This is a genomic window from Nocardiopsis sp. iso_237 (genome assembly GCF_056173345.1).
Map to the genome: position 1 here is coordinate 2,354,192 of NZ_CM149669.1, position 26,280 is coordinate 2,380,471.

General features: G+C 67.3%; 35 protein-coding genes. 20 read left to right on the forward strand and 15 right to left on the reverse strand.

The features are described 5' to 3' along the window. The first annotated feature begins 265 nt into the window (after positions 1–265). From AC0VYM_RS10605 to AC0VYM_RS10645, 9 genes are all read left to right on the forward strand, one after another. Entirely contained in the window at positions 266–583 is a 318-nt protein-coding gene (locus tag AC0VYM_RS10605) for a hypothetical protein (RefSeq protein WP_475461668.1), read from the forward strand. A 178-nt stretch (positions 584–761) separates the two neighbouring features. Further along, positions 762–1,352, forward strand: a complete 591-nt coding sequence (locus AC0VYM_RS10610) for a hypothetical protein (protein ID WP_475461671.1) — start codon at positions 762–764, stop codon at positions 1,350–1,352. 1,269 nt (positions 1,353–2,621) lie between these two features. Continuing rightward, on the forward strand, positions 2,622–2,756 hold the full coding sequence (locus AC0VYM_RS10615; protein WP_475461674.1) for a hypothetical protein: 135 nt from the start codon (positions 2,622–2,624) through the stop codon (positions 2,754–2,756). A 32-nt stretch (positions 2,757–2,788) separates the two neighbouring features. After that, positions 2,789–3,007, forward strand: coding sequence for a hypothetical protein (locus AC0VYM_RS10620; RefSeq protein WP_475461676.1), 219 nt, complete (start codon positions 2,789–2,791; stop codon positions 3,005–3,007). A 15-nt stretch (positions 3,008–3,022) separates the two neighbouring features. Then, complete coding sequence (locus AC0VYM_RS10625; protein ID WP_475461677.1) at positions 3,023–3,220, forward strand: hypothetical protein; 198 nt, start codon at positions 3,023–3,025, stop codon at positions 3,218–3,220. Between the two features lie 410 nt (positions 3,221–3,630). Beyond that, on the forward strand, positions 3,631–3,867 hold the full coding sequence (locus AC0VYM_RS10630; protein WP_475461680.1) for a hypothetical protein: 237 nt from the start codon (positions 3,631–3,633) through the stop codon (positions 3,865–3,867). A 93-nt stretch (positions 3,868–3,960) separates the two neighbouring features. Then, complete coding sequence (locus AC0VYM_RS10635) at positions 3,961–4,128, forward strand: hypothetical protein (protein ID WP_475461684.1); 168 nt, start codon at positions 3,961–3,963, stop codon at positions 4,126–4,128. Then, on the forward strand, positions 4,128–4,409 hold the full coding sequence (locus tag AC0VYM_RS10640; protein ID WP_475461687.1) for a hypothetical protein: 282 nt from the start codon (positions 4,128–4,130) through the stop codon (positions 4,407–4,409). The genes AC0VYM_RS10635 and AC0VYM_RS10640 overlap by 1 nt, the downstream gene beginning before the upstream one ends. Beyond that, on the forward strand, positions 4,406–4,606 hold the full coding sequence (locus tag AC0VYM_RS10645; RefSeq protein WP_475461689.1) for a hypothetical protein: 201 nt from the start codon (positions 4,406–4,408) through the stop codon (positions 4,604–4,606). Before AC0VYM_RS10640 ends, AC0VYM_RS10645 begins: the two co-directional genes overlap by 4 nt. Positions 4,607–4,794: 188 nt before the next feature. On the opposite strand, the gene AC0VYM_RS10650 is transcribed toward AC0VYM_RS10645, so the two are convergent. Both AC0VYM_RS10650 and AC0VYM_RS10655 read right to left on the reverse strand, forming a co-directional pair. Continuing rightward, complete coding sequence (locus AC0VYM_RS10650) at positions 4,795–4,929, reverse strand: HD domain-containing protein (RefSeq protein ID WP_475461692.1); 135 nt, start codon at positions 4,927–4,929, stop codon at positions 4,795–4,797. 44 nt (positions 4,930–4,973) lie between these two features. Next, positions 4,974–5,534 (reverse strand): HD domain-containing protein, encoded by a 561-nt coding sequence (locus AC0VYM_RS10655; protein WP_475461695.1) that lies wholly within the window; start codon positions 5,532–5,534, stop codon positions 4,974–4,976. Between AC0VYM_RS10655 and AC0VYM_RS10660 the strand changes: the two genes are divergently transcribed. The 11 genes from AC0VYM_RS10660 to AC0VYM_RS10710 all read left to right on the forward strand — a co-directional run bounded on the left by AC0VYM_RS10660 (position 5,478) and on the right by AC0VYM_RS10710 (position 11,379). Then, positions 5,478–5,606: a hypothetical protein gene (locus AC0VYM_RS10660; RefSeq protein WP_475462999.1), complete on the forward strand. Its 129-nt coding sequence runs from the start codon at positions 5,478–5,480 to the stop codon at positions 5,604–5,606. The genes AC0VYM_RS10655 and AC0VYM_RS10660 overlap by 57 nt on opposite strands. A 22-nt stretch (positions 5,607–5,628) precedes the next feature. Next, complete coding sequence (locus AC0VYM_RS10665) at positions 5,629–6,171, forward strand: hypothetical protein (protein ID WP_475461697.1); 543 nt, start codon at positions 5,629–5,631, stop codon at positions 6,169–6,171. 8 nt (positions 6,172–6,179) lie between these two features. Beyond that, positions 6,180–6,578 carry a hypothetical protein gene (locus AC0VYM_RS10670; protein WP_475461700.1) on the forward strand — a complete coding sequence of 133 codons (399 nt, stop codon included), beginning with the start codon at positions 6,180–6,182 and terminating at the stop codon, positions 6,576–6,578. 5 nt (positions 6,579–6,583) lie between these two features. Beyond that, positions 6,584–6,877: a hypothetical protein gene (locus AC0VYM_RS10675; protein WP_475461702.1), complete on the forward strand. Its 294-nt coding sequence runs from the start codon at positions 6,584–6,586 to the stop codon at positions 6,875–6,877. 5 nt (positions 6,878–6,882) lie between these two features. Beyond that, positions 6,883–7,095, forward strand: a complete 213-nt coding sequence (locus AC0VYM_RS10680; protein ID WP_475461705.1) for a hypothetical protein — start codon at positions 6,883–6,885, stop codon at positions 7,093–7,095. 82 nt (positions 7,096–7,177) lie between these two features. After that, entirely contained in the window at positions 7,178–7,573 is a 396-nt protein-coding gene (locus tag AC0VYM_RS10685; RefSeq protein WP_475461708.1) for a hypothetical protein, read from the forward strand. After that, on the forward strand, positions 7,570–8,130 hold the full coding sequence (locus tag AC0VYM_RS10690) for a hypothetical protein (RefSeq protein WP_475461711.1): 561 nt from the start codon (positions 7,570–7,572) through the stop codon (positions 8,128–8,130). The genes AC0VYM_RS10685 and AC0VYM_RS10690 overlap by 4 nt, the downstream gene beginning before the upstream one ends. Continuing rightward, the gene (locus AC0VYM_RS10695; RefSeq protein ID WP_475461713.1) at positions 8,127–8,378 is read left to right on the forward strand and encodes a hypothetical protein; all 252 of its coding nucleotides are present in this window, start codon (positions 8,127–8,129) and stop codon (positions 8,376–8,378) included. The genes AC0VYM_RS10690 and AC0VYM_RS10695 overlap by 4 nt, the downstream gene beginning before the upstream one ends. A gap of 11 nt (positions 8,379–8,389) precedes the next feature. Continuing rightward, positions 8,390–8,662, forward strand: coding sequence for a hypothetical protein (locus AC0VYM_RS10700; RefSeq protein WP_475461716.1), 273 nt, complete (start codon positions 8,390–8,392; stop codon positions 8,660–8,662). Positions 8,663–8,947: 285 nt separating this feature from the next. Then, positions 8,948–9,994 carry a hypothetical protein gene (locus AC0VYM_RS10705; protein ID WP_475461719.1) on the forward strand — a complete coding sequence of 349 codons (1,047 nt, stop codon included), beginning with the start codon at positions 8,948–8,950 and terminating at the stop codon, positions 9,992–9,994. Then, positions 9,991–11,379 carry a hypothetical protein gene (locus AC0VYM_RS10710; protein ID WP_475461722.1) on the forward strand — a complete coding sequence of 463 codons (1,389 nt, stop codon included), beginning with the start codon at positions 9,991–9,993 and terminating at the stop codon, positions 11,377–11,379. The genes AC0VYM_RS10705 and AC0VYM_RS10710 overlap by 4 nt, the downstream gene beginning before the upstream one ends. A 10-nt stretch (positions 11,380–11,389) precedes the next feature. Here the strand turns inward: AC0VYM_RS10710 and AC0VYM_RS10715 are convergent, their stop codons facing one another. From AC0VYM_RS10715 to AC0VYM_RS10775, 13 genes are all read right to left on the reverse strand, one after another. After that, entirely contained in the window at positions 11,390–12,610 is a 1,221-nt protein-coding gene (locus tag AC0VYM_RS10715) for an MFS transporter (RefSeq protein WP_475461724.1), read from the reverse strand. A gap of 37 nt (positions 12,611–12,647) precedes the next feature. Continuing rightward, entirely contained in the window at positions 12,648–13,535 is an 888-nt protein-coding gene (locus AC0VYM_RS10720) for an endonuclease/exonuclease/phosphatase family protein (protein ID WP_475461726.1), read from the reverse strand. 109 nt (positions 13,536–13,644) lie between these two features. Continuing rightward, positions 13,645–14,241: a DUF6879 family protein gene (locus tag AC0VYM_RS10725; RefSeq protein WP_475461729.1), complete on the reverse strand. Its 597-nt coding sequence runs from the start codon at positions 14,239–14,241 to the stop codon at positions 13,645–13,647. Positions 14,242–14,271: 30 nt separating this feature from the next. Next, complete coding sequence (locus tag AC0VYM_RS10730) at positions 14,272–14,802, reverse strand: Scr1 family TA system antitoxin-like transcriptional regulator (protein WP_475461731.1); 531 nt, start codon at positions 14,800–14,802, stop codon at positions 14,272–14,274. Positions 14,803–14,888: 86 nt separating this feature from the next. Further along, positions 14,889–15,770 carry a hypothetical protein gene (locus tag AC0VYM_RS10735; RefSeq protein WP_475461734.1) on the reverse strand — a complete coding sequence of 294 codons (882 nt, stop codon included), beginning with the start codon at positions 15,768–15,770 and terminating at the stop codon, positions 14,889–14,891. Between the two features lie 59 nt (positions 15,771–15,829). Next, positions 15,830–16,675 (reverse strand): sugar phosphate isomerase/epimerase family protein, encoded by an 846-nt coding sequence (locus AC0VYM_RS10740; RefSeq protein WP_475461737.1) that lies wholly within the window; start codon positions 16,673–16,675, stop codon positions 15,830–15,832. A gap of 149 nt (positions 16,676–16,824) precedes the next feature. Continuing rightward, on the reverse strand, positions 16,825–17,796 hold the full coding sequence (locus tag AC0VYM_RS10745; RefSeq protein ID WP_475461739.1) for a hypothetical protein: 972 nt from the start codon (positions 17,794–17,796) through the stop codon (positions 16,825–16,827). Positions 17,797–18,200: 404 nt separating this feature from the next. After that, positions 18,201–18,860 (reverse strand): hypothetical protein, encoded by a 660-nt coding sequence (locus AC0VYM_RS10750; protein ID WP_475461741.1) that lies wholly within the window; start codon positions 18,858–18,860, stop codon positions 18,201–18,203. Further along, positions 18,857–20,797 (reverse strand): ABC transporter ATP-binding protein, encoded by a 1,941-nt coding sequence (locus tag AC0VYM_RS10755; protein WP_475461744.1) that lies wholly within the window; start codon positions 20,795–20,797, stop codon positions 18,857–18,859. Before AC0VYM_RS10755 ends, AC0VYM_RS10750 begins: the two co-directional genes overlap by 4 nt. Positions 20,798–20,894: 97 nt before the next feature. Then, a complete protein-coding gene (locus tag AC0VYM_RS10760) occupies positions 20,895–21,215 on the reverse strand; it encodes a hypothetical protein (protein ID WP_475461747.1) in 321 nt (106 codons plus the stop codon). 146 nt (positions 21,216–21,361) lie between these two features. Next, positions 21,362–21,907, reverse strand: a complete 546-nt coding sequence (locus AC0VYM_RS10765; RefSeq protein ID WP_475461750.1) for a DUF6879 family protein — start codon at positions 21,905–21,907, stop codon at positions 21,362–21,364. A 184-nt stretch (positions 21,908–22,091) separates the two neighbouring features. Then, positions 22,092–24,683: a helicase associated domain-containing protein gene (locus AC0VYM_RS10770; RefSeq protein ID WP_475461753.1), complete on the reverse strand. Its 2,592-nt coding sequence runs from the start codon at positions 24,681–24,683 to the stop codon at positions 22,092–22,094. A 211-nt stretch (positions 24,684–24,894) separates the two neighbouring features. Continuing rightward, positions 24,895–26,175, reverse strand: coding sequence for a hypothetical protein (locus tag AC0VYM_RS10775; protein ID WP_475461756.1), 1,281 nt, complete (start codon positions 26,173–26,175; stop codon positions 24,895–24,897). Positions 26,176–26,280 lie beyond the last annotated feature (105 nt).

The window sequence follows — 26,280 nt, forward strand, 5'->3', positions numbered from 1 at the left end:
CGGGACTGGGCCGGAACAGCTGCCTCGGAGCGCACGGGGAGAGGAACCTGCCGTGGGGTGGGCGGGCTTTGCCGACTCGGTCACGGGGTTAGGGGGGAGGGGCCGACAGAGTCGCCCCGGAAGGATCTCTGCACTTGCACTACAGACGGGTGCTGGAAGCATCCCGGCCAGGAGTCCTCTCACGTGCTCCCGTGGTCGGCACACAAACGTCCTCCCACGCGGAGGGCCCGGGTAGCGAATCCACGACGAACGGAGCTCCGACAACATGACCACCACCACTGTCCACGAGAACGTCACCATCGCCCTTGCCGATGGCCTCGTACAGGCCACCGGCGCTCTCATCCACGACGAGGAACTGTCCTTGCTCGAGCTCGCCACAGAGGAAGGGCCTGAGCGCCTGTCGACCCGCCTGGTCGCTTACCGTCTCGAGCCCGCTCCCGGGTGCGTGTTCATCAAGGGCTGGTCCGAGCACCAAGGGTTGGCTGAGTCCCTTGAAAAGCAGGGCCTGGTCGAGATCGTCGGCCGACGAGTCGTCGGCCCCTTCGCCTCGATCGCCTACGAGGTCCGGGTGGCCCTGGACTGAGGACGGGACGGGGAGAGCCGATCAGCACAGCTGATCCGGAAGCTCTCTCGAACGTGGCGCCTCTGGATCGACAAGGTCGACCCGGAGGTGCCTGCAACAGGTCAACAGCACGACCCGACCGCCTCGCGGGGTCCGGCCCACCCGGGCCCTGCTCAACAGCACACCCGAGGAGATCGACATGACCAACCCCAACAACTTCGGTCACGCCACCGTTCGTCTCGCCGCCGACCCTGTCGCCTTCAGCAACGCCAACGGCTCGAAGAACATCAAGTTCAGCGGCTACATGGACAACAACTTCAAGTCCCGCGACGGCAACTGGGGCTCGCAGAGGGTCCCTTTCGAGACCTACATTCGCGAGACCACCGATGCGACCAAGACTCCCTTCGCTGCGATGAGGGAGGGCGACATCGTCAACATCTCCTACCACCTCAAGGACGGCTCGTACCGCGACAAGACGACTGGTGAGATGGTCTACGCCGGTCCTAAGGTCGTTGTCGACACCATCTGGTTCGTTGAGCCGAAGTCGGTTCGCGACGCTCGCGCCCAGATCAAGGCCACCCAGAATCAGGCACCCGCGCAGCCGATCCCGGCCGCTGCTCGGCAGCAGCCAGAGCCCGTGGTCCCACAGCCTGTGCAGACCGTCCAGCAGACTCCTGTCGCGGTGCCCACTCAAACCCATCTGCAGCCCGTCGTCGGCCAGCCGATGACCGTGCCCGCCCAGGTCGCACAGGCCCAGGGCAACGCCATGGTCAACGAGCTTCCGTACTGAGCCGATCGGGCCCGACACTGCCTGGCGTGAACCGCTGAGTAAGCCTGAGATCCCCGGTCACGGAGTCACCGTTCCGTGACCGGGGATCATTCTTCCCACCACTATCTGAGCTGGCGCACGGGGAGTCGGGTGTGGCTCACCCGCACCGCACGGGCGGTCGGTGTGGACCGACCAGGTCGTCTCCAACATCACCCACGGGGGCTACATATTCGCCAAGCCGGCGCCGAGATCACGGCGATGACCACCGACAGCCGTTTCGCGGAGTACGTGCGTACTGCTGGCGGGTGGACGCCACCAGGGCACCAAGGTGATCAGGTGACCCGCCCAGTGACTCAGCCGGAAGAGCGCTTGTCGCAAGAGCGAAAGGCCGTCGTGAGAATCCCGACCATGCGCGCCCTCACCGCACTCGTGAACATTGGCTGGCCCTTACCCACCTCACGGTGTTCGGGTGGATGGCGGTATCCAATCCCATCCCTGGCCCTTCCTGATCTACGAAGTAAAGGTTTGAGTGGTGGTCGAAACTCCCTCGCTGAGCAGGTCGAGTTGGTGGGGGTCATCGTGTGCCTCCTGGTAATGGAGACAATGCCCTGCAAGCGGGACTCACATCAGTCGCGGTCGGATCGCTTCTCTGGGATCACGCGTACGGGGTCACTGTCCCCGCTCATCTTTGCGCCCGTCCACGTTCGGCCGTTGCTCCGCCAGACCTCGTTCTCTTCAGTGAAGACCGGAAGTGCGAACACCCCGGAGCCGCCTCCGTAGGTGCACATCGCCTATGCGACTAGCGGTTCGCGTGGACCACTATCGCGTTCGACCATCCAGCCGCTTCCAGGGATGAACGCGAACGGCAGAGGAGAGCCGTCAATGCCGACGCCTTAATAGCCCGGTAGGCTTTCAGCCCGCACAAGCGCCTTGTGGTGACCGGCAGTGGGGTGGTCCTGGAACGCGATGACCATAGGGTGTCCGTCGTCCGCCCAGGCCACGACTTCCCTGGTGCACGGACTGATCTTGTCTTCACCCGCTTCGACTTCTTTATATTCAGCGGAGTATCCGGGGTCAGCCTTGATCATGTTCCCCTTCGGGTTTGTGTGTGACACGGCCAGTGTCCGGCCGGGTCAGATGAAGCTGTTCCTGAGGTCCTCCTAGCTGGTTGTATTCCACTACGCGTGGTCGGGGATTGGTGCGCACGCCCCGGTACCAAAGTTGAGACTAGGAATCCCATGAAGCCCTACTTCAATGAAGACGCCGACGGCGCCAAGCTGAAGATCGAAGATGGCTACATCATCGCGATCGTGGACGGCGGTGCAGTACCTCGTCGATCTCCCTGAGGTCGCAGACGACGCGATCGAACTGGCCCGGAAGATCCTCGAAGCGTCCGGGGTCGAAGCCCGCATCATCACCGAATGACCACCTAACCCGTCACCTCGAAGGAGAACTTCATGCACGAGGACACCCCCACCGCCGACGACCTCCCCCGCGACCCCGGCACCCTCTACGCCGTCCGCAACATCGTCACAGGCGGATACCTGCGCTGCGGCAGCTACGAAGAAGCGCACGCTCACTGGCAGGCCGGAGCCGTGGTCTACACGAAGGACGGTCAGGGCTCCATGGCCCTGATCGCTGGCCGCGACTGGGAACCCGTCGACCCGCCCGCCTGACCGAGGGAGCCCCCGATGCCCGTCTACACCCCGCGCGCTGGAGACCTCGCCCGCGACGTCGACAACGAACTCTGGTTCGTCTACACCGACCCCTGCGACACGGACAGCCTGTACTGCGTCAACTCCATGTACGACCCCATGAAGGTCGGACAGTCCATCTTGGACATCCAGACCAACTGGGGCCCGCTCCGACTGGAGCACCGGCCCGCTTGACCCCGAACACAGAAGGCCGCCCCTGCTCGAATCAGGGGCGGCCCGGCAGGAGAGCTACTCCGATGCCGACACTGTCAGGGCCGCGGCCCAGGCAGTGCTGACCATCCCGGGAAACGTTCACCCGAACGTGTAACCGCCTCACCGAGACCAACGGAGATCCCGATGCACAGCAACGATCACATCCGACCCGGCCGCGAGTTCCGCAACCTTCACCCCCTCGATTAGACCCATCTGCGGGTCGCCGCCTACGGCGGTGGCACCAGGGTCGATGTCACCGACACCAGCGGCAAGCGCCCCCGCCGCATCCTTGCGACCAGCCTGCGCCCCTCCGCGACAAAGCCGAACGGCGACAACTACAGGTCCGGCTACGCGCCCGTCGACTAACCGTCCCTCGCACCGAAGGAGTCCTCATGGACCGCCACTTGATCATCTGCAGCGCTGAATCCGATCTTGCCGCCACCGAAAGCAGGATCACGGCGCTCCTCACCGATGTCCAGGGCACAGTCACCTCATGGACGCCCACCACAGTGTCCGCCGGTGCCGCAATGAACATGACGACACGGCTCGCGGAACTGAGCAGCCTGACCGCTCGCGCTGCCGCGCAGCGGGAGACCGTGACCCTGCTCAAGGCTATGCCCAACCCCTGACCGGCATACGGGGCGGTAATCCTGCCCCGAAGACGCAGAAGGCCGCCCCCGCTGGTACCGGGGGCGATCCGGAAGAACACTACAAGGAGAAGGATGACGAACCCCACCGACGACCAGGTCGCTGCTGTGATGGCCGCGATCGTCGCCCCGCCCGAGAAGCAGCCCAACTCGATCGCCGTGGAGTTCCAGCGGTGGCAGCTGGAACAGACCATCCGCCGCTTGTGGCCGCACATCGTGGCGCAGGCCCAGAAGGAGCCGTGATGGACCTGCGCGCCAAGGTCACCGACGCCGTGTACGACCACCCTCGCGCCGACGACATCATCAACGCCGTCATGGGAGTGGTCGACTCAGAGCTAACCCTCCTGCGCCGTCAACTGCAAGCAGCCCGGGGTGAGCGCGTGGGCACCTACGACACCTGGGCCGAATACGCAGCCAGGAAGCAGGCCATGCCTGCGGAACCTCCGGCGAAGCCACGTCTGAGCTTGGAGGAGGCGCGGCTCCAGGCAGCCCGCGCCCGCGACATCGCCAAGGAGGAGAAGTGAGCGACTACCCGCACCGCATCCGAGTCAAGGGCGGCACCGTCATCCACGCGATCACCCCCGCGCACGGCCCCTACTCCGCGAAGACGAACACAACCGCGTGCGGGAGAACTGTTCTCGCGGACGAACCCGTGACCATGCTCAACAAGGCCGCGCCCGTGTCCTGCAAGGCGTGCGGCCGCGCGCTCGGCGGAAACTGACCCCCCACGCAACGGGCCCCACCACACGGCGGGGCCCGTTCTGTGTCCGGCTACTTTGGGGGCTTGGAGTCGCGCGCTTCGTGCATCCACGCCAGCGGCGACCGGTCCAACGCCAGCTTCGCGAGCCGCTGCTCGTTGTCAGTCTTCAGCGCCACCAACGACGTGTCGATCCACGCTTGCGTGTGCGCCTAGTCCCGGTACTCCACCGCCTGCAACAGGCATTCGAGCTTGTCGACGTCTTTCGCGCACCGCGCCTCCACTGACTCCTTGGCCTCGTACTTCGCCTCCGCGCCACCGATCAGCCGGGCGAGACCCTCCGGCATTCCCGCTGTGTGATCCGCGGTCACCTCCGCGTTCGAGGACGCCTTCAGGTACCGCTTCCCGATGTACGGATATCGGTCAACCGCGTCTCCTGGATGTCGTGGAACAGGGCCAGGAACGCGGCGCGCTCTGCCGAAGCGCCCTCCAGTTCCGCGATGACAGCTGCGATGGTCGCTTTGTGGTGGGAGTGGTCCGCGATCGACTCCTGTATGGAGAGCCCGCGCTCACCGCCGTGCCCATCGGTCCCATGAGCCGGGCGGCGAGCACTTTGGTGAGCACGATGATCGCATCCATGATCGCGCGGTGGAGTGGGCTTTCCTCTACGTGCGCGAGGACGTCTTCGGGGCGGTCTCGGGCCTGTTTCCTGCTGAGGTCGAAATGCCCATGTACAGGGCGATGAGCGGAAGCAGGTCCTCCTCACGATCCAGGATGGGGGCCACCTGGCGGCATCTTCGCTGTGCTCCCATTCGGCAACGAAGCCATCGAGGACTAGGCCCTGGTCCTCCTGCACGATGACCTCCACCTCGTCGTCGGCACCTCCGGAACCAACATCCACCGCACCACCCCCCACCACTGTTCCTGCCCGGCGGGTGTGCGCTGCTGGCATCTGCTGGCCGTCCAGATGCTCACCGGCCCGTCACTGACCCCGAGCCGCCGCCCCTTCGCCCTGGCTGCCTAACCCCCCTCGGAAGGACACCGTCATGGAGCTCACCTACCGCCAGCTGGCCGACCTGCTCTGCGATCTCGAGAAGTACGTCGCCGCGCTGCCCTCGGACCGTCACCACGAGGCCGCCACGATCGTCACGGCGGTCGGGCTGGCAGCCGCCATCGGCCGCGACGAACTCAGGTTCGAGGACTCGGGGGAGGAGAACCGTGCGTACTACGCCTCTATGGCCACGTCCTACGCCCCCGACGCCCCCGGCAAGGTGAGCAACCAGCTGCACCAGCTGGCCGGGTTCCTGCGCATCGGACGGATGTCCACCGAGCTGCCCCGGCCACTCGCGGACTTCCCGGACTCGGGCCGCTTCGAGGCCGCGCACGTGCGCAACGTGCGCGCGGACGCCGTGCACCTCTACGTCGTCTCCCACGGCCTGGAGGCCATCGAGGTCGTCGACGAGACCGGGGCCCTGCTGGACGAAGCGACGTGGCAGTCCAGACCCGTCCCCGCGTGGTACTTGGCTTCGGGCCGGTTCTGGCCTAGCCGGGCCGCGCTCGTGGCTCACCTGCGACGCATCGACTGCTAGGAGATGAGATGGACGTCTACGAGATCCAGATCGAACGGCTTCGCCGCAGGCTCTCCGGCCGCGCGTTGGAGATTCGTGAGCGGGAGCTGCGCACCCGCCAGGCCGCCGCCAAGGAGAGCACGACCCGGTTCGACGTGGCCCTGGCCCAGGTGCGGGCCGAGTCCGCGCCCGGACCGGTGGACGAGCTGCCCTTCGACCGCCAGTACCGCGAGTCGGCCGAACGGCTTCGGGCTCGTCTGCGCGCTGGGTTGATCACCCCCGCCCAGTACGAGCAGCGGCTGGCGGCCGTCGCCGCCGCCCGCACCGAGCGGGCGATCAGGTGGGCGAAGTACGAGTACCGGGCCCTGGACCCCCGCGAGAAGGTCGCCGCCCGTCTGACCTTTCGCGCCAACCGACCCAGGAAGTGAGACACATGAGCGAAGACACCTACCAGCTGCCCACCCTGGCGTGGGGCACAGTCGCGACCTACGCCGACACCCTCTCGTCCGGGGATCCCCACTCCGGCCGAAGGCAGATCGACGTGGCGCTCGGCGTGGCCCGACGGCTCGACCGTGGCCACTACGAGGGGCGGCCCGAACGCGACGTGACCCTGGAGCGGGCGGGCCGCGACCTGCACGCACACGCGCGGACCCCCGGCACCCCCCACGGGGCGGCGGCCGCCATGACCGAGCTCGCCAACAGCCTCACCAGCGCCATGCGGGGGTGAGGCTCATGGCATCCGCGCAGGACGCCTACTACCTGCCTGCGGACCCTGCGGACTGGGAGTGGTCCTGCCCCGCCGAAGTCGGCGGGACGCCGTCCGACCCCGGTGAGTGCGGGGCTGACACAGAGCCCGGCCACCTCCTGTGCCCTCTCCACGAGGAGGTGGTGCCCGACAACGACCAGGCGGACTACGCCCGCCACTACGCCGACCAGCTCACATGAAGCGGCCCGGTAGGAGGGGGCAACCTCCTACCGGACCTCGGCCCCCAGTGACTCGCATGCGCATGAGAGAGAGTGAGGAACCATGCCTGACCCTACCCACGAAGGCGAACGCCGTGGCCACGACCAGGTGAACCTGGCCTTGGACATGCTGGTGACCCTGACCCGAGCTCTGTCTCCGGCCTGCCTGGCCGCAGACATCGCCGCCCGGGGCATCATCGGCCACGCCGACTCCGCCACCTCCAGCCCCGTCGGGATGTGGGTGGTCGCCCAGCTGACGGACCTGCACGGACAGGGGGCGTTGGCGGACGTCGCCGTGTCGTTCTCCTGGCGTGGTTGGCTCGCCGTCTACGACCCGGCCCTGCGGGTGATCGGGGAGGTCACCATCCCCACCACCCACCCCCTGTACCAGCTGGAGCTCGAGGTCTCCGACCTGGACCGCCCCGAGCTGACGTGGCAGGGAGCGGGGGACCCCCGATGAGCACCACCCTGAACAGCACACCCGGAGGTCACAAGATCACCGTGGGTGAGTGGACGTTGGTGAACCTGACCCCGCACCCCATCACCGTGTCGTTGACCGATGGCGGATCCACGACCCTGGAGGCTGCGCCGACGCCCGCTCGCGTGGCCTACGAAGCCGGTCACCGCATGGCCACCACCCCGTGGCCGGTGGTCACCGAACGCAGCATCGGAGTGGTGGGGGTACCAGCAGCGGCTCGGTTCACGCTGCTGGTGGTCTCCCGGGCGGTGGCCATGGCGCAACCGGACCGTGCGGACCTGCTGGTGCCGACCCTGCCCGTGTACGGAGCGGACGGCCGAGTCCTCGCCGCCGGGGCTCTCGCGCGTCTTCGCCCACCGGTCGGCCCTCACTATCGCGAGGAAACTCTCGACGGCATGTCCCTCACCTTCGACCCGGTCCGGCCTGGACCCGGGAGCGCGGAGAGGCGGAGCGACCGGGAGGACACGCACGAAGGGCGTCACCACAACAAGACCGAGGACAGGGACGGCAACACCTGGCTGGAGGGAGAGAGTAGGTGAGCAGCGAGAGCTACCAGCTAGGACGCACCTGGGTGCGGCGGGCCGAGGACGCCTGGAATCAGATCGGGACCGAACTGGGCGCCTGCGAGAGGGCGTCGGCTGCTGCACTGATCGCGAGCGCACACTTCGCTGCGGCGGCCGTGGAGTGGGGCGACCCCGAGGTAGCCCCGCCACCCCTGGAGCCGGTGCCTGCTCCCGATGGTGGAGGCGTCGTCACCTACGGCCCCTGGCCGCACAGACAAGAGTGAAGGCCGAGCTCGTGACCACTACGGTGGGAATGCTCAGCCTGCTGACCGCCTCCTGCTTCTTCCTGACGTATCTGCTGGTGAAGACGTTCTTCGGGGATGCGATCCGGAGCGTTGAGGTCCAGCACAAGGCACCCCGCCAGCGTGAGCTCGAAGAGGACGCAGCGCTCCTGCGCAAGCTCGCCGCGAGCACCTTCGAGGAAGCGGTCGTGCTGTTGCCCTCGGGCAACAGCACGACCGGCGCGGAGATGCTCCGATGGGTCCGGGCACAGGAACAGCAGCGATAGATGCGGTGCCCTTCCCCGTCCGGGAGGGACACCGCTGTGTTCGCAGGAAGTCACGGCCCGGGGGAGGGGGACCCCAACGCGTGGCCCTTGTACGGGGGTAGACGGTCGGGGCCTCGTCATGTCCAGCTGTGCGTCGGGGGGAGTCTTCAGATCCGCGAAATAGGCGAGAGCCGCCTGAGCGCTGCCCTGCCGGCAACATCGTGCAGGGCGACCCTGGACATAGCATGGGGCGTCTTACTTGATGGGCATTCTCTATGTGGAAGCCAGTCATGGACAGGAGATTCGATGCCTTTCCCCCCGAGTGATCGTGACAACCCGGCAGTGCTACGAGAGTGGCTGCGTGCCTGGGACACCGTTCCTGCCTGGTGGACCGCGACGAGGGCTTCGTGGCTCTACACCGTTCGAGAGCTGGACCGCATGGCGGTGGGAGAGGCAGGCGGCCCGCCGGACGATCAGATCGAGGCGGACATGGAGCTCGCGCGGCTAGTGATGGAGCACGGTTCGGGCCGCACGGTCCGTAGTCGTATGGACCGTGACGCGCTCGAAGTTCTCATCGGCCAGGGCCCTCGGCTGTTCACTGTCCGCTCTCGCCACGTTCTCGGCCCTTTGACCGGCACCTTCGTCTTCGAGATCCTCGACGTCGAGACCCACATGTTCTCGCAGGAGAACGGCCACCCGCCTCGCCCCGGAACTGCACTCACCATCGGAGCTGGGCAGGTGCGGGGGGAGCTGTACGCCGACTGGATCGTGGACAGCGAGCCCACCACGGCCACGGACCTGTCACCCTTGACCGACGTACCTCGCGATGTATGGACGCGGGCCTGCGCGGTCCGACTGGGCGCGAAGGCGGTGACCAGCGCGGCGTTGGGCCGTGAAGTGCGCGCGGTACACGGAGGCGTGGGGGACGTCCGCCTCCCGCACGGACACCTCGGCCATGTGGAAGCCCTCGGAGCAGACACCGCCTTCGCGCCCCAGCTTGAGGCCGTCGCGCACGCGGCTGCCGCGTACGCGATGCGTTCATATCTGGCGGATCAGGGATGGAGCGCCCAGATCCAGGACCAAGCCATCGAGCTCTGTCCCCCGAGGAGGCTCGCGCCCACGGCGGGCGCGGCGGTGTGTGAGGAGAGTGCTCTGCGTGAGGCTCGACAGTTGCTGGAAGATCCGACGGTCAGGGAAGCGGTCGAGGGCATGGCCGATCTCGTGGAGCGTCAGCAGCGGGAGCGGCCGGGGGCCTGGATCGGGGGAGAGGGTCTGCTGAACCCCGGCGGGGCGGGGGACACCCGTGTGGCTCAGCAGGTCCGGGACCGAGTTCGCCACGAGTTCTCCCGATGAGGCGCATCGCTCTCACACGCCCTGCGCAGGCACCGGGTGACTACCGGGTGGAGGACCTTCTCAGCGTGTTGGACCAGGACCCGCAGCTCACCGTCGACATCGTCGCCCCCACCACGCATCGAATCGGGATCGAGGCACGCCCGCAAGCGGAAGACACCCACGAGCTGGTCCTGACACCGTCCGCGACGGACCACACCCAGTGGGACCTGTACCAGCCCCAGTCGGGAGTGGGGCCTGACGGGGTCCTGTTCGGTGACGTGACCATGGAGCGGCTGCGGGCAGGCCGTGCTCACCGCGACCGGTACCGGTCCGCGTGGAGGGTCAACGATCAGCGGCCTCTGGTCGTGGTGCTTGCCAGCCCCAGCCCCGAAGGGCTGCTCCACGTTGCCCCGCGGCTCCTCCCGACGATGCTGGCCGAACTACCCGTGGACGAATACGACGTCCTGCTCGCCCTCGACCCTCAGACATGGAGCGAAACTCCCGGCCTTCGGCAGTGGGCGCGCCGGTACCAGGCCATGGGGATGATGCTCGCCCCTGCGCACGGCTGGCAGGCCGCCGTGATCGCCGCCGACCACATCATCGGTGACGCCGCTCAGATGACGACCTACAGCCAGGTACTGGGCCGCCACACCATGACGCCGCTGCGCGATGACGCGCTTGGGCAGCGGCGACATATCGGCCAGCTGCGGCTCGACGAACCGCTGCTGCCACAGATCCTGGCGGACTCCGCACGGTGGGACGCTCATGAGATCGATGGCTACCAGACGGCGTCCGGGCGGCAGCTGATCTCCTGGCGGCAGGGGAAACGCGAACTCTGGGGCGGGTGGTCAGTGATTGAGGGCCTGTACCGCCACCTCGACCTCGACCCGCCGCCCCACCTCACGGTGCCCCCACCGCCCGTGGCTGAGCCGGTGGAGGCCTCCTGGCCCGCGCGGTCCGCTCCGATGCGGGTCCAGCTCACCGGGGACGCCCACGAGATCGGTGTGCGGCGCTTGCCCGCCGACGCCGAGCGGTCAGGGCCGATTCAGGTGAGCCTGCTGGCGGTCGATGACCGCGGTCCCGGGAACGCTGAGGCAGACCTCATTGTGTACGACACCCTCCCGGGCGAGGACCCGTGGCAGGTCATCGAGCGCAGGACCAAGGCCTTCACCCAGCCCCGCACCTTCTCTGCCCAGTGGGGCCCCACCCGGTGTGCCGTGCAGTCTCGTGACGGTCACCGGTACACGGTCACCGCGCACGAAGAAGAGGTCGACGCGCAGGTTCTCGCCGCCGCTCTCATCCAGAGGATCCAGTTCTTCGTCTGGCAGGACCTGCCGTGGGAGGACGGTCCGGTGACCCTTCGGCTCGGCGCCCGCTACCTTCGAGTGGAGATGCGACAGGAGTAGGTGTAGGTGCCTACCCCACTGTGCTGGGCGACTTCCGACGGTAGAGGACCGCCACCAGCGCCCCGACGGCGGCCAGGAGCACCCCGCACACCACCATCCCGGCCCGTGGACCGAACAGCTGGGCCATCCCTCCCACCACCGGTCCCGCGACCGCCTTCCCACCGGACCCCAACGCGAACCACAACCCGGCGATCCTCCCCTGCAACTCCGAGGGAGCCGACAGGTTCACCAACTGCGCGATGGTCTGGTGAGCGTAGGAGAGCAGAGCCGCCACCGCTACCGCCGCCAGGAGCAGCCACAAGGTCGGGGCCACCGCGACAACAACCAGCGCGCCCGACAATGCCAGCACGACGCGGATCAGCACCCGCCCCGAGGGGGCGTAGCCGCCCCCTCCCGCCGCCAGCTGGCTCCCGATCCCGCCAACGGCAACGGCGCCCGCCACCCACCCCAGGAGCTGGGCCTCCTGATCGGGGCTGGTGGCGTACTCCGCCAGGACCAGCAGTTGCACCCCCACTTGGATGGTGCCCATGGCGATCATGGACACGGCCGCGCCGAGTACCACCGCGACCAGCAGGTCCGGGTTGGCGCGCACGTGCCGCGCCCCCTCCCACACACCGGCGCGCGGGGAGGTCGTCGCGATGGTGGCGGGGGTGCGGTCCTGGGGGCGCATGGCCCAGAGCAGGATGATCGGGGCAACCGCAGCGGTGGGTGCCAGGGCCATCACCGCTCCCACACCCCACACCGGGATGAGGGCTCCCGCGATCGCGGCACCCAGCAGGTTTCCGCCTTGCCATGACAGCGAGTTCAGCGCTGCCCCGGACTTGCGATCGACGCCCGCGGGGAGTGTCTCGGAGATCACCGCTGCTTGGAGGGGGTTGCTCAGTGCCGTCAGGACACCGCTCAGGCCGAGCAAGAGGTAGATGGACCACACCTGGGCGTGGTCGGCCAGCACCAGGATGGACATGGTCGCTGACACCACCGCCGTGAGGGCCTGCTGGATGATCATGGACCGGCGACGGTCCCACCGGTCCACCAGACCACCCAGGAGCGGGCCGAACATGATGGTCGGGAGAAACTGCACCATCAGGATCATGCCGACGGCCAGGGGTCTGCCGGTGAGCTGCCACACGAGGTAGGTCATGCAGACCGTGTAGGCACCCCCAGCGATGAAGGAGACGGTCTTTCCCGTCCAGAACAGGCGGAACCCACGGTGGGTCAGTGCTTGAGTCATGTGTCGCCAGGACCAGGTCACGGGTGTCCTACTCAGGTCAGCGGTTGGGGGTAACTACCAGGGCGGGGTCGATGAGGGCGGTGTCCAGGACGAGTCGCAGGCCGCGGTGGTCGGTGCCCGGGACATCCAGGTGCTCAAGCTCAGCCACGGCCGGGACCAGACCTTCGGTGACCCATCCCTGATCGACCCGCGACCGGCCGCGCCCCGTGGGTGCGAGCACGTCGGTGCGGCCCGTCCGGTCCGCGATCAGGTGCGCGGCGTCCGCCCAGCGGGTGCGGGCCAGCATCTGTGCGACGTCCCGGTTCGGGACCTCCGCGCCGGGAGGCCCCTTCCACCGGCCGGACAAGTTGGCGGCCGGAAGCGTGGCCGGGTTGGGCAGGGGTGGGTCCAAGGGGTGTCTGAGCGGGTGTTGGTTGACGTCACCGATGAACACCCCGTTCTCCCCCTCACCGTTGGGGCCGAGGTAGCGGCGGCACCGCCAGGAGATCCGCTGGGCCTGCTGCATGGCCAGCACCTCACTGTCGGGGGCCAGGTGCACGCTGGCGATTGAGAGCGGGGAGACCACACCAGCAACACGGAACACCCCGATGCCGGGAAAACCCGGCTCGTTGCGCTCCTTTGCGTAGCGGTCCTCCCACTGAGACAGGACCAGGCAGGGGCGGTACATCAGCAGAGTGCTGGTGCCCGGAGGGGTCCACACCGCTCGCAGCCCGGTCGAGGCCTCGGCTCGCAGGAGCTGTTGGTGGTTGTGGTCCGCCCAGGTGTGGGTCTCCTGGAGGGCGAGCACGTCCGGGTCCAGGGCCCGGATCATCGAGGCCATGGGATCCCACCGATCATTGGGGCTCCCGTCCTGGTGGAGGGTCGCCCCGTGGTGGACGTTCATCGACACGATGGTGATGTGGGAGTCAGCTGGCGTTGTCTGCATAAGGCCTCCTGGTGTGGTTGGCAGCAGGTCACACGCGCGGAATCGTCTCGGCCGTGAGGCTCACACGAACCCCGCAGGCTGCTGCTGGACCTGCGGGGTTCGTGGGCGCTCACTTCCTCGGGGCGATCTCGCGAGGGAAGTATTCGGTGAGGGGTTGGGAGTTCGCATGCAGGGCGGAGATCTGGTCCCCGCACTGTCCGGTGAGGTCGGCGTCGGTGTGGAGCACACCCCCCGCGAGCACGCCGTCCTCGTCGTAGAGAATCCGGTAGGTGGCCGCAACGCCCAGGGCCACCACCTCGGGCAGAACCTGCCCTTGTTCCACATCCGCCAGCGCATGCGGGGAGATGACGCGGATGTCCTCACCGCACTGGGATCTCAGGTGGAGGGAGTGCAGCTCCCACAGCAGATACGTGGTGAACGGCTTCTCCACGACGCGGACACGCCGTAGCGTGCATCCAGCGCGGGCGAGCTCGTCGAATTCCGCTTCGAGCGCGGAACGCTTCTCCTCCATCAGCCGGAGTGACTCCTCATGTCGCCCCTCGCGGAACGCCAACCAACTCGTGCTTTCCGGCTGGTGAAAATCCTGCTGCCGTTCGAGCTTCCACGTGTCCGCATCACGCAGCGCGTCGAAGCGTTGATGAAAGTCAGCGAGGTAGGCGCCCAGACCCAGTTCAGTGCCGGGGATCTGGGTCAGGTTCTCAATCACGGGACGCCCCCGAGGGAGCTGTTTCGAACGTCATGACTCACTCCTGCTGATGGGGCGGTAGGGGGCGGACGCGGCGATCAGGTCCTCCCACAAGCGCTCCCAAGCGTCGTGATCCGGCATCTGGACGTAACCGGTGGGTGTCTCAACCAGGCACCCGTTGTTCAGGAGGAGAAAGTTGCTGGTCCACACGAGGCTGGAGGTGTCGGGCAGGACGAGCAGAGTGACATGGTTGAGGCGAGTCAGGTGGTCCAAGCGGGCGTATTGGTCGGCCATCACTGCGCTACCACCCCGGGACTTGTGCAGGGCGTGTTCAGTGATGATGTAGGTGACGGGGATGCCGGTCGCGCGCCGCATCTGTTCGGCGCGTTGCATGCGCACGCTGACGGCGGCGTCGCGCTCGTGGGTGTCGAACCCCAGCGCTTCGAAGATGGAAGCGGCGTAGGCCGGGGTCTGCATGACTCCGGGCAGCACGCTGGGCACGAACCCGCGCGTGGGGGACGTCGCCTCCAGCGTGAGCAGTTCTGTCTGGCGGGCGATCAACTTCCGGGCAAGGGTGGCCATGGATTCGCTTTCGGAGGTCGCGGATATCGAGGTGGTGGAGCTCTGTTGAACGTGTGGAGGGGCACGCATGGGCGCGATCCTCGACGTCACAGGGTCAGGGTCGCGGTGACGAGCTTGTGGTCGGTGTGGTGCTGGACGTCGTCCCACACCCGGTAGCTGCCGGGTACCAGCCCGACCTGTTTGGTGGCGAGGATCCAGTCGATGAGCAAAGCCTGGCCGTGGTAGGTGGTGGGGGCCAACAGCTCCTGAGGGCATCCGCGCTGGTGCCAGTCGACCTCTGCCATCGCGTACAGTCCGGCACCGTCGTCGTGGCGTCGGGTGCCGGTGTCTGGGTCCCAGGGGCCGATGAGCACGTCCAGGGCTCGGGTGTCGTCCACCCACTCCCCGGACGGCAGCAGCATTCCTTTCTGCCGGCGTTTGTGCTGCGGTTCGCGGGTGTAGTCCCGATGGTGCAAGTGCGGTCCGGACGCGGTGGAGTTCATGTCGCCCGCCGAGATGACGGGGATGTGTCCGCCGAGCTGGGAGGCGAGGATTTCTGCCTCCATCAGCCTGCGGGTGCCGGAGGCGTAGTCCAGGTGCGGGACGGTGACCTTCAGGGCCTTGTTGGGGTTCTCGCGGGAGATCAGAGTCCAGGTGTTGCGCCCCCACCGGTGGTGATCGGTCTGGGCCACCGACTCCGCCATCACCTTCCACACCGTGGGGTCCCAGATGATGCCGGGCGGGTTGTTCGAGCGCTCGATCTCACCGATGCTGATCTCGTAGCAGCCACCGAACATGGTCTCGAAGATGCTCGTGGCCTCACCTGCGGGAATGCCGCGCGGCAACCGCCAGCGGGCTTCGTTGATGGCCATGATCGAGGGCCGGGTACCGGTGGCGGCGTAGTCAGCGAAGATCGGGTGCAGGTGAAAAAGCGCCTGTCCGTTTTCGAGGCCGTCCTTGAGATTGACCAGGGCGAAAGGGATTTCCATCGGGCTCCGTTCTAGGGAGTGGGTCAGGTCAGAGAGCAGCTGTTGTGCGTCCTGCTTGGTCAGGCCGCGTGCCGGGTGCCGGCTTCCTGCGCCGTGGAACCGAGGCGGTGTACGGCACTCGCGGCACGCGCGGCGACCGTCCGGCCGGGCAGCGCTCGTACGGCGGGGTTGGTCGCTGCGACGCTGATTGGCCCCCGGTAGCCGACGCCGTCGAGGGCTCGGGTGAAGTCGGTCCAGGCCAGTGCGCCTTCACCGGGCAGCAGTCGCTGCGGTGTCCCCCAGACGGGGGCGGGCATGCGCAGAGGCACGTCAGCCACGCGGACGTGGCGAACGGGGTGGCGCAGGTTGCTGATGTGGTCCAGGCGCGACCCGGCGGCGGCCCAGGAGACCGAGTCCAGGCAGACCCCCACCTCCACTCCCGTTGGCAGGTCGCTGTCCACCAGGTCGAGGAGCTCGTCGACGTCGGGCAGGGTGCGGATCCCAGGGTTGGGCCCAAACCCGTGGAGAGGGGGGTGCCCCTGGTGTGTGGCCAAGCCCTCGACAGCGAGGTCGATGCCGTACTCGGCCGCGATGATCGCCAGAGTCCGCACGCGCGCAGCGGTCTCGTATTCCGCCTGGGGGAGGGGCAGGGAGGTGCGGTGGTCCAGGACGAGGACCGCGAGGGGGCAGCCGATCGTCGCCAGCGCGGCGAGACCGTGGCGCACGTCGTCGAAGTCGATGGGATGGCGGAGCACGGATCCGGGTAGGAGGCCTGTTGCCGCAGTGACCCGCACACGGTGGACGTCCAAGGCCGCCCGCACCGTCTCGGGGCCCTGTGAGAGGACCTTGGGCAGGTGCACCTCGACTTGAAGGTCGGCGCTCCTGGCGAGCCTGATCTGCTCGACCACAGTAAGGGTGGGGGTCATGGACCAGCTCAAACAGCCAGGCCAACGCGGGGTGCTCAAAGCGGGCTCCCGGGGTTGAGTGAGTGGAAGGTGCGGGGTGTTGGCTCGCGGCACGGAGGCAGCCTCCCCACCGCCCTGGAACCACGGTTCGGGGATGGTGGGTGAGGAGGTCATCGCAGGAAATCCAGTGCATGCTGCGACAGCACTCGATAGGTGTCTCGGTTGTCGTGGTCGACCATGAAACGGCCGTTCGACCATCCGTTTCGCGCCCGCGTCCAGGTAGCTGCTACTCGGCACTGACCACGGCGGAGCACGACTGCGTACATGAGGCGATTGCGGCCCCCTTCGAGGGGGGTGACCCGGGTGGACTCCACCGTCCACCCCCAGTCAGTCGCCGCAGCCAGAATCGGTTGTGCAGTGGGGGGTGGTTGGGTGAGCCTGGCGCTCTGCCGGTGGTGTCCGGTGAGATCAAGGATGGTCTCGTCGGTGGGGGTGTGACTTTGTCGGACCTCGCGCGAAAGGCGGTCGGCCCAGCGCAGCGTGGGGGTGCTGTTGCGTGGCTTCCACCTGATCTTTGTCTGCGCTGTGCGCCCTTTCAGACCCCTCCACAAAGGAGTGATGACCGGGATGGGGAGGTGTCCGAGGCTGCGGTAGGCCTCTCGCAGCGTCGGCTTCTTGCGCAGCATCTGCACGCTGTCGACCAGTGACTGCTCGTCAGCATCGATGACCACGGGGTAGTTGAGCGACCCGGCCATGCGCACGGCCTGACTCAACGCGATGAATTCCAGCACCTGGCTGTTCAACCCGCCGTGGGCATCGCGCACAAGGCCACTGGCGTGCCAGCCGGATTCGGTGATCACGGCCCAGCCGCCCCAGTCGTGCTCCGGGCTCACGGAGGCATCGCTGGCGATGCGACCGATACGTCCGTGCACCTCGAAGGGGTGCAGGGGTGGTGCGCTAGTGAAGTCGGCTGCGATGTGTAGGGCATCGGGCCACCGGTTGCGGACCTGGTGACGGGCCCTCGTCGCCAGATCCCAGGCCGGTTCTTGTGCCGGATCGTCCTCGTCGAGGTGGACCGCGTAGTCCTCCACTGCGCTCAGCAGGTTCTGACGCAGGGGCCCTCGGGGGACGGCAAAGGCCACGAGAGCACGGTGGGGGGCGACGAGATCGTGGACGATACCCCCCAGGTGCCAGCCGAATTCCGTGCGCGAGCCTCGAAACACCCCTTCTTCGCTTGTGGCAGGGGTCAAGACGACCCACCCCCACCCAGCCGGGGTGGGTCGTGCGCCCACACCTACGGGGATCAGGCTGCTCACGGCCTCACCCGCAGGGCGAGGGGGAAATCGATCGCTGCCAGCGCGACGAGACCGGAGCGCACGTCGTCGAAGTCGATGGGCTGGTGAAGCACGGAACCAGGCACAAGGCCGGTCGCGGCGGCGACCCGCACACGGCGGCCATCCAGGGTTGCCCGAACCACGTCGGGGCAACGAGGGGTACTCAAAGCGGACTCCCGGGGTGAGCGAAGGGGAATGAGAGGGTGCGTTTCTCAGCTTCGTGACATCACCAGAACGCCCAGCAGAATCAGGGCTTGGCCGAGGAACAGAGGGGTCAGGCGCCGGGCGTGGTGGTAGACCCAGACCAGGCACATGGTGGCGGGCACCACCACCAAGGCGCTGACCCCGAACGGGATCAGGAGGGCGCTGACGCTCGCCAGGCTGGCGGCGGTGTGGACCTCCCACAGCGGTCGCTGGGCAGCCCCGAGAAGGAGCACAGCGACCACTGCCATGGCGAGGGGCTGGAAGGGTGCGGCGAGCGCGAACTCCACTGTCGGGTACGTCGCAATTTCGGGTGCGCTCACGCGGACCAAAGAGTAGAGAGCGGGGGTAAATCCTGCCGCGATGGCCCAGAGGAAGCTGTTCCACCACTGCTCTCCCCGGCCGCTGGCGCGCGGGGCCCAGCGCGGGCAGATGCCGACGGTGTCGCGCGCGGAGGCGCCCTGGGCCAGGACCACCAGTACGGTCAGAGCCAGAGCGAATGCTGTTCCCGCCCAAGAGATGGCACTGGTGGTCCCCTGCCACCCCAGCACCAGCATTTGGCCCCCGCTACACATCCAGGCCACGAGCATCAGTGCGTAGGCGTGGCTGACTCGCAGTTTCGGGGACGGTGAGTGCATGGGGGTGTCCTGTGCGCTGATCGTGTGTGTCATGACAGTTCGGTGCTAGTGGGCGTCTGGGATGGCGAGTAGGCGTCCGCTTGGAGCGTGTACAGCTCGTGGTAACGGCCTCGGGCGGCCATCAGCTCGGAGTGACTTCCCTGCTCGATGACCTGGCCGTGGTCCAGGACATAGATGCGGTCGGCCATGCGCACCGAGGCCATCCGGTGCGTGATGAGCACGACCGCCGCGCCGGTGCGCGAGGCGTGTTCGCTGATCGTGGTGAAGAAGCGAGCTTCGGCGCGGGCATCCAGGGCAGCGGTGGGCTCGTCAGCGATCAGCAGGTCGGCCGGGCGGTAGAAGCCCCTGGCTGCTGCCAGGCGCTGCCACTGGCCGCCGGAGAGGTTCACACCGCTGGAGAAGGTGGTGTCCAACAGGGTGTCCCACCCCTTGGGTAGCCCGTCGACGACCTCGTTGGTGCCGCTGAGGTCCGCTGCCTGCGTGAGCCGTTCGGGGTCACAGGTCTGGGCCATGGTGACGTTGCGCTGGGCGGTCATGGGCCATCGGGTGTGGTCCTGGATGATGACGCTGATGCGCTCACGCACAGCAGGACCGAGCGCGCTGAAGCAGACACCGTTCCAGGTGACGTCGCCCTGTTGGGGGGTGTAGAGACCGCCGATCAGTCGGGCCAGCGTGGATTTCCCGGATCCGTTCTCACCCACCAGCGCGATGGTCTCTCCGGCATCGACGTTGACGGTGACGCCAGAGAGCGCGGGCTGTTCGCTGGTGGGGTAGGAGAAGGATGCCTGGCGTACCTCCAGGCGAGCCAGGGGTTGGGGTTCTGGCGCGGTTGAGGGCGGGGGGATCTGGGTGCGGGCCAGCGTGCAGTATTCGTCGAAGTCGGAGAAGTACAGCCCGGACTCGTAGGTCCGGTTCAGCCCGTACAGGAGTTGGTTCATCTGGCCCTGGGCGCGTTGTAGGGCCAACACGGCGGTTCCCACGGCCGCCAGCGGCATCGCCCCACTCACCAGCAGAGCGCCCAGACTGGCGTAGGTAAGGGCGGTGGCCGCTCCGGAGGCCATGCCGCCTACGGCCCGCGTTCGGGTCTGGCGCCAGGCCACCGCCAGCATCGTCTCCCGTTCCCGGTCTGCTAGAGCCGTGTAGTCGGCCATCAGTGAGGCGCGCATGGAGTAGGAGCGCAGTTCAGCGGCTGAGTCACGGGAGGCCATGCGGTCTCCGAGGATCCACCGGCGTCGGCGTCCCGTACTCAGGCTGCGCTGGGCCCCGTACTCCATACGGGCTGCGCGGGCGGCCGCCCACCCCGTGGGCACGACGCTGACGAGCAGGAGCGGGAGCAGGATCGGGTGCAGGACGGCCAAGACTCCAGCGAGGGAGAACAGGCCGACCAGCCCGGCCAAGACCTCCAGCACGGTGGTGACCAGGCGCGGCGCTTCGTACATCCCGCGTTCGCGCGCCCGGTACATGGCGTCCGCCCACGCCTCGTTGTCGAAAGCGATGAGGTTGGCCTGGGTGGTGAGGTCGAACAGGCGGATCTCGACCAGGCGCTCGATCTGAGTGCCCAGCCGGGACAGGGACAGGTCCGAGACCAGGCGAGCCACGCCCGACAGGGCAGCCACTCCGGCCACCACCCCCACTGCGGGTAGCGCGGACTGCACTCGGCTCGCCATGGGTCCCTCTGCCAACAGCGCTTCCAGGACCCAGGTGATCGAGGACAGGCTCACCGCCGCCAGGACGGCGGCGATGCCGCTCGCGCCCAACGCGACCACCAGGTCTGTCCTGTTCGCCCGCCAGGCCCAGCCCAGCGCCGATGCGGTGAGGGAGGGCATGCGCGTGAGTTTGGTCCACAGCCGTGTCCGGGCGAGCTGGTCATCGAAGTGCCGCCACTCCGGGGTGGACAGATCCTCGTTTTGGTCTTGCCCGGTGGCGGTGTTGGGGGTGGACGGTTCGGCCTCGGAAGGGGGTGAGGACAAGGTGAGCTCCAAATCGTTCAGCGTGCCTGTACCGGGGAGTGTGTGCTGGCCTCATTGGTGAGTCGAGGATGAACATGTAGCTAGGACGGCTGGAGATCTAGAGATTGGGTGCGTCGCAGGGGTGTGCCCTCAGGTGCCACATCAGCAGGGTGAGGGTGACCGCGGGCAGAGGCCAGAGAAGACCGATCCGTGCCTGGACCCGCTTCTGGCGGCGCGGACTGGACCTCCATCGGGACCGAACCTTGATGTAGAACTGGCAGTCGGAGCACCAGGAGTGGGGATGGACCTGTTGCGTGCGTTGTAGGAAGCGCTTGAACTGGGCGATCGTCGCGAACCCGGCGAAGCAGTAGAGGTTCATGGCGATCGCCAAGGAGGTGTTCGGGGCCAGGCCCAGCGGGTCCACTGGATTGGGTATCACAAATAATGTTTTCTAGGGGGAAGTGGGTATTGTGCTTTCGGAATTTAGGTCGGGAAGTGGTCTAGCTGGGTTATTGAATCCGTTTCCCTGATTCCTCCTTTGGTGTTCCCGGAGGGCAGATCGCGGGAGAGGGGTGTCGAAGCCGCTCACCGAATGCTCTCGGCTTCGCTCCACACCCTGCTGAGTTCGGTGCGGACGGTCGGGGTGACGCTGGGGTCCAGACGATCGGCTCCGTTCGCGAACTGCTCCGCGTCGAGGCGAAGTAGGTACGTGTTGTCCCCGTAGACCGTCATCTCGGGCAGGGGTTCGCGGGTCACGCGCACGTGCTCTCCCGCCAGCAGCCGAATGGACTCCATCGCGAACTCCTGGTACGGAGTCATACGGTCAGGGTCGGGCAGAACGACGAGGCGGTGCAGGGTGATCCCGTCCTGCTTCCACACCCGGAGCTGGGAGCGCATCGCTGCGACATCGGCGGCCAGGAGCTCGCGGGCCCGGCTCCGATCCCCGGCTGACTGGGCCGCCCACGCCGCGTCATCGCGCAGACGCCCGCTCAGGCCGTCGACTCGCCAGGCGTCTCCGCGTGTGGTGGGCAGGGACCGTAGGAAGGCGACTTCGTCTCGGTAGGCGTCCCGGGACAGCCGTGTCCGGGAAGCGTGGGCGAGTTGATGCTGGAACGCTGCTGAAGTGGTCATGGGGCGGCCTTGATCTGTTCGATGGGGACTGCGTGGTCGTGGAGGTGACGTGTGCTCTGCCTGTCAGACGTTGGCCATAGCGCTGCTGAGCATGAGGATCAGCACGTCGAAGAGGTCAGCGGTCTCGGAACACGTGGTCAGGGTCGAAGGGGCGTGTCGAGGGAGGGCGAAGGCGATCACTCCGTCACAGGTGGGGGAGGGTGCGTTCCCTCGAAGTCTTTTTGGAGGTGTGGACCCGAGGGTTCTGGAAGCGCGGCGGCATCGGCTTCCCGGGTTCCACACCCATGCTCTTCAGGTACTCCTTCTGGTCGGAGTCCAGGCGGTCCCATTTCCTCCGATGTGAATCCAGGAACTTGTAATGAGGGGACCTGCTGCCCCTGACTGCTGCGTCTGGTAGTGCGGCTATTTCACGCACTCTCTTCCACCACGCATGATTGATGAAGGTGAAGTCGGCAGAGAGCCCCAGATCCTTGAGGCGTTCTATGCGCTGTTTGGAGGCATGCCCGGTCTTCCAGTCATAGATTCTCTGGCCAATCCATGTGCGGTGCTCCAAGGACAGTTCGGAGAAGTCTTTGCCCATGTCCAGGGCTTCCTGGATGGCCAGGCATGTGGACTCGAACTCGGTGGTGTCGAAATCCAGGTCGATGGTCCGCAGGGTTTTTTTCTGGTCGTCTGCCAGCTCGCCCCTGCCCCATGCAGTCCTCGTGCGGCTGATGGCGCTCATGATGGAGCGTTCCTCCTTCGTTTTCTTGCCGCTGTAGGGCTCTGGTAGGCCGCCTTTGTTGTATTCGGTGACCAGGCGTTCGATCGTGGTGTCGAACGTCCGGGGTGGGCGCGCCAGGGGCACGCCTTTCTCGCGCAGCCACGACGCCTGCTCCTCGCTCAACCGCCCCTCGCTGTAGGCCTTTCGCAGCGCCTTCACGAGCTCGGGCGGCAGCTCCGCCGCTCGGTCGAGGGCCACCTTCGCGCGCACCCACAGCGACGACTTCGGGGACGGATCCGTGATCTGGATGGATTCCAGGGCCCGGCGCTGACGGGGGTCCTGACCCGTACCTCGGCGATACAGGCGTCGGGCCTCGCGCAGCCAGGCGGAGAGCAGCTGGCCCGAGCGGAGCCGGAGTGGATGGTCCGCGGGCGGGTAGCAGTGGCCGTGCTCGGCGAAAAAGTCCCTGGCGAGCACGAAGGCGGCCCACCACGGAGAGGCGGTGGCCTCCACAGCCCGCACCATGATCGCCTCGGCGAACGCCGTGTCGACCTCAGAGCCGGTGATCCTCAGCCATGCCGGGATCCGTTGTGTGCCGCGCAGCGCGCTGGCGCCCTCCACGTCATCGCGCTCGCTCACACGGGGGCCGTGGCTGGACCGGTAGGCGTAGCTGGTGTCCAGGTGGGTCGCCACACGCGTGTCGTGGGAGCGCAGGCTGGAGATGACCTCCCACACGTGGGTGAACGGCGACAGGGCATCGTGCTGCACCGGCTCGGAGTCGGGGTCGGCCAACACCGGTACCAGGATGACGGTCGGGTCGGAGCGGCGTGGATTCAGGCGCAGCCCGCGCCCCAGCCGTTGCGTGGTCTGCACCATGGAGCTGCCGGGGTCGACCAACATCACACAGTCCACGCTGGGAACGTCCACCCCTTCCGACAGCACACGTGCGCTGGAGACCACCACCGAGCGGCCCTGTGGGTCTCCCAATCGGGCGAGGATGCTCTGACGGGCGTGGGTATGGGTTTCGCCGCTGACGTGGTGGGCCGACACCGGCCTCGGGGGGTGCTCGTGGTCGGGCAGCAGGTCCGCAGCGGCGTCCAGGGTGCCGGCGAAGCGGCGTGCCGCGTCGACGCTGGCGTGGAACGTCATGACCGAGCGCAGGTCGTACTTGGTGATGGCGCGCAGCAGGGACAGCTGGGCGGCGAGCATGGAGGCAGGCACGCTGTGCCCGCCCACCTGTAGGAGTGCTCGCTCACCGATCAGGGCGGCCACCTCGGACGAGCTCACGACGCTGATGACCGTGAGGTAGTCGCTCAGCAGCCCCAGATCGATGGCCTGACCGCAGGTGAGGGTGTACAGGTCACGACCGAACACAGCCTGGTTGTCCATCGACAGCACCGAGGGGGTGGATCTGGCCGTCTTCCCCTCGACTATGGGGCGGGGTTTGTAGATGACGGGGGTGGCGGTCGCGTACAGCCGGTGGCGTGCCGGGATGGTGTCGTCGTCATGGATCTGTGTCCACTGCGAGTCGTGGTTGGAGGCGCTGCGGTGGGCTTCGTCGACCACGACGAGGTCGAAGCGTTTTAGACCGTGGCGGCGGTGGGCCTCGGTGAGCGTGGGCACACTGTGGTAGGTCGTCAGGACCAGGGTCGTGCCCTGCGCCAGGTCCAGAGCCGCCAGCCGATCGGGATCAGTGGAGATCGTGGCGCGGGCGGTGACGCAGCCGTGCAGGGAGACTCGGGCGGAACTGCACACCCCGATGATCTGGTGCAGACGGCTCCCCAGCACTCGCTCCCATTCCCTGGCCGTCTGCTGGAGCAGGGGCAGGCTCGGGACCACGACCAGGACCAGGCGGCCCCCCAGTTCGGCTGCGACCGCCGCCGAGGTGATGGTCTTGCCCCCACCGCAGGCCATGATCAGCTTTCCGCGGCCCTCACGCGTGAGTCCGTGGCAGATCGCGCGAACCGCTTCCACCTGGTGGGGTCGGAGCGCGAAGTCCGACACTGGCGGTGTTCGGGTGTCGACGTCGAGAAGAGTGGGTGCTGAGGGGGGCAGTGCTTCGCGAAGAGTCATCGAGGGTCTTCTTGTCAGGGGTTGCGAGGAAAAGGGCCGAGGACACCGGGAGCCGTTCCAGGAGCAGGGGAGGACGGACGACTCCTGCGGGGAAGTGGAGAAGGCATGTGGCTGCTTTCGTGAGAGGGGTTGCTCGCGGTAGAAGAAGCGAACTCCGCACTCGTCCCGTGACCAACAAACAGCGGCAGCGCGGCATCGGTACGGGTCAGCGTCACGGGACCTCCCTCGGCATCTGCTGGGCCCGCACGGGATCCACGGGGGCGTAGCACGCTCGTGCCTGCGCGAAGTGCGTGTGGGCCTGTTCGTGATCGGTCAAGGCACTGGCGACCCAGGCCAGGGACTCATGGGTCTGCCCGCACAGCATCGGCGCCGTCTGCGGTGCGAGCAGGTCCAGGGCGGCATGTCCGTGCTCCCGGGCGGCTTCGGCCTGGTCGAGATCCAGAAGGGCTTCGCACAGTGCGCGGTGCGTGCGTGCTTGCCGCAGCACTTCACCGGTCTGCTTCATGAGTGCCAAGGCCGAGCGCAGGAGGGCCACTGCGTCGGTCAGGCGCTCCTCGGTGTGCAGAGCCAGTGCCTGCCGGTAGCGGACCAGGGCGGTGTCGAAGGGGTGGTCGACGGACTGAGCCACGCGCGCGGCGAGGTCGGTGTAGCGGGCCGCCAGTTGTAGGTCGTTGGACTGGTCGTGGGCCTGGGCGAGCAGCAGGTAGAGATGGACCAGACCGCGCTCGTGATAGGGGTGGGCGCGCTGGGACCCCGTGCTGGACCACAGGGCGAGGGCATAGTTGGCGTAGCCCAGCGCCACCTGGTGGCCGTCGCGACGTAGGTGGTGAGCGGCCATGGCGTGGTGCATCACGGCCCGAGCGCCGTCGTCGTCGACCGCGTCGGCGGAGGCCACTCCGCATTCGAAGAGCCTCGACAGAGTGGGGGGCCGTTGGAGCTCGTCCCAGGTTCCTACCGCTTCGGCCATGAGGATCGCTTGTTGGTGATGACCCGTGTTGTGGGCCAACTCCATCACCGGCCCGAGATTGTCCGCCTCCTCGTGGAACCACCGGTGGGCTCGCTCTGGGGTGCACTCATGGGTGCGGCGTACCTGTTCCACCGCGGGGGGATGCCATCGCCATCGCCCTGGATCCAAGGCCAGGTCAGCGGCGATGGCGTGGTCGGTGTAGTAGGCCACCAGCCTGGTGCGCGCGCGTCGCAATCCGGGCAGGAGCACGGTCGCGGCGCTGCGCTCCAACGCCACCCTTACCGAGGGGTTCATCGTGTAACGCTCCCCGCCCTGCGCGGTGAGGACATCCAGCTGTTGAAGCCGTGTCAGCCTTGCCTGCGCTTCGGATCCCCGGAGCCCCCACAGGGCTGCGACCGACATGGGTGTCCAGTGCGGTCCAGGGTGTGCGGTGAGGAGCGCGGCCGCCTCCCGGTCCTGGGCGACGAGGGTGCGGACCAACCGAGTCGCGCCCTCGACGCTCGGTGTGGATGGTGGCTGAGTCATAGCGGAAGGTTCCTCAGTACGAAGGTCACCCGGTGCGCGGCAGCCCTACCGGGCAGGCACACGGTGGTGGTGACGAGCTCGTGCTCGGTGAAGTGGGGGGATGAT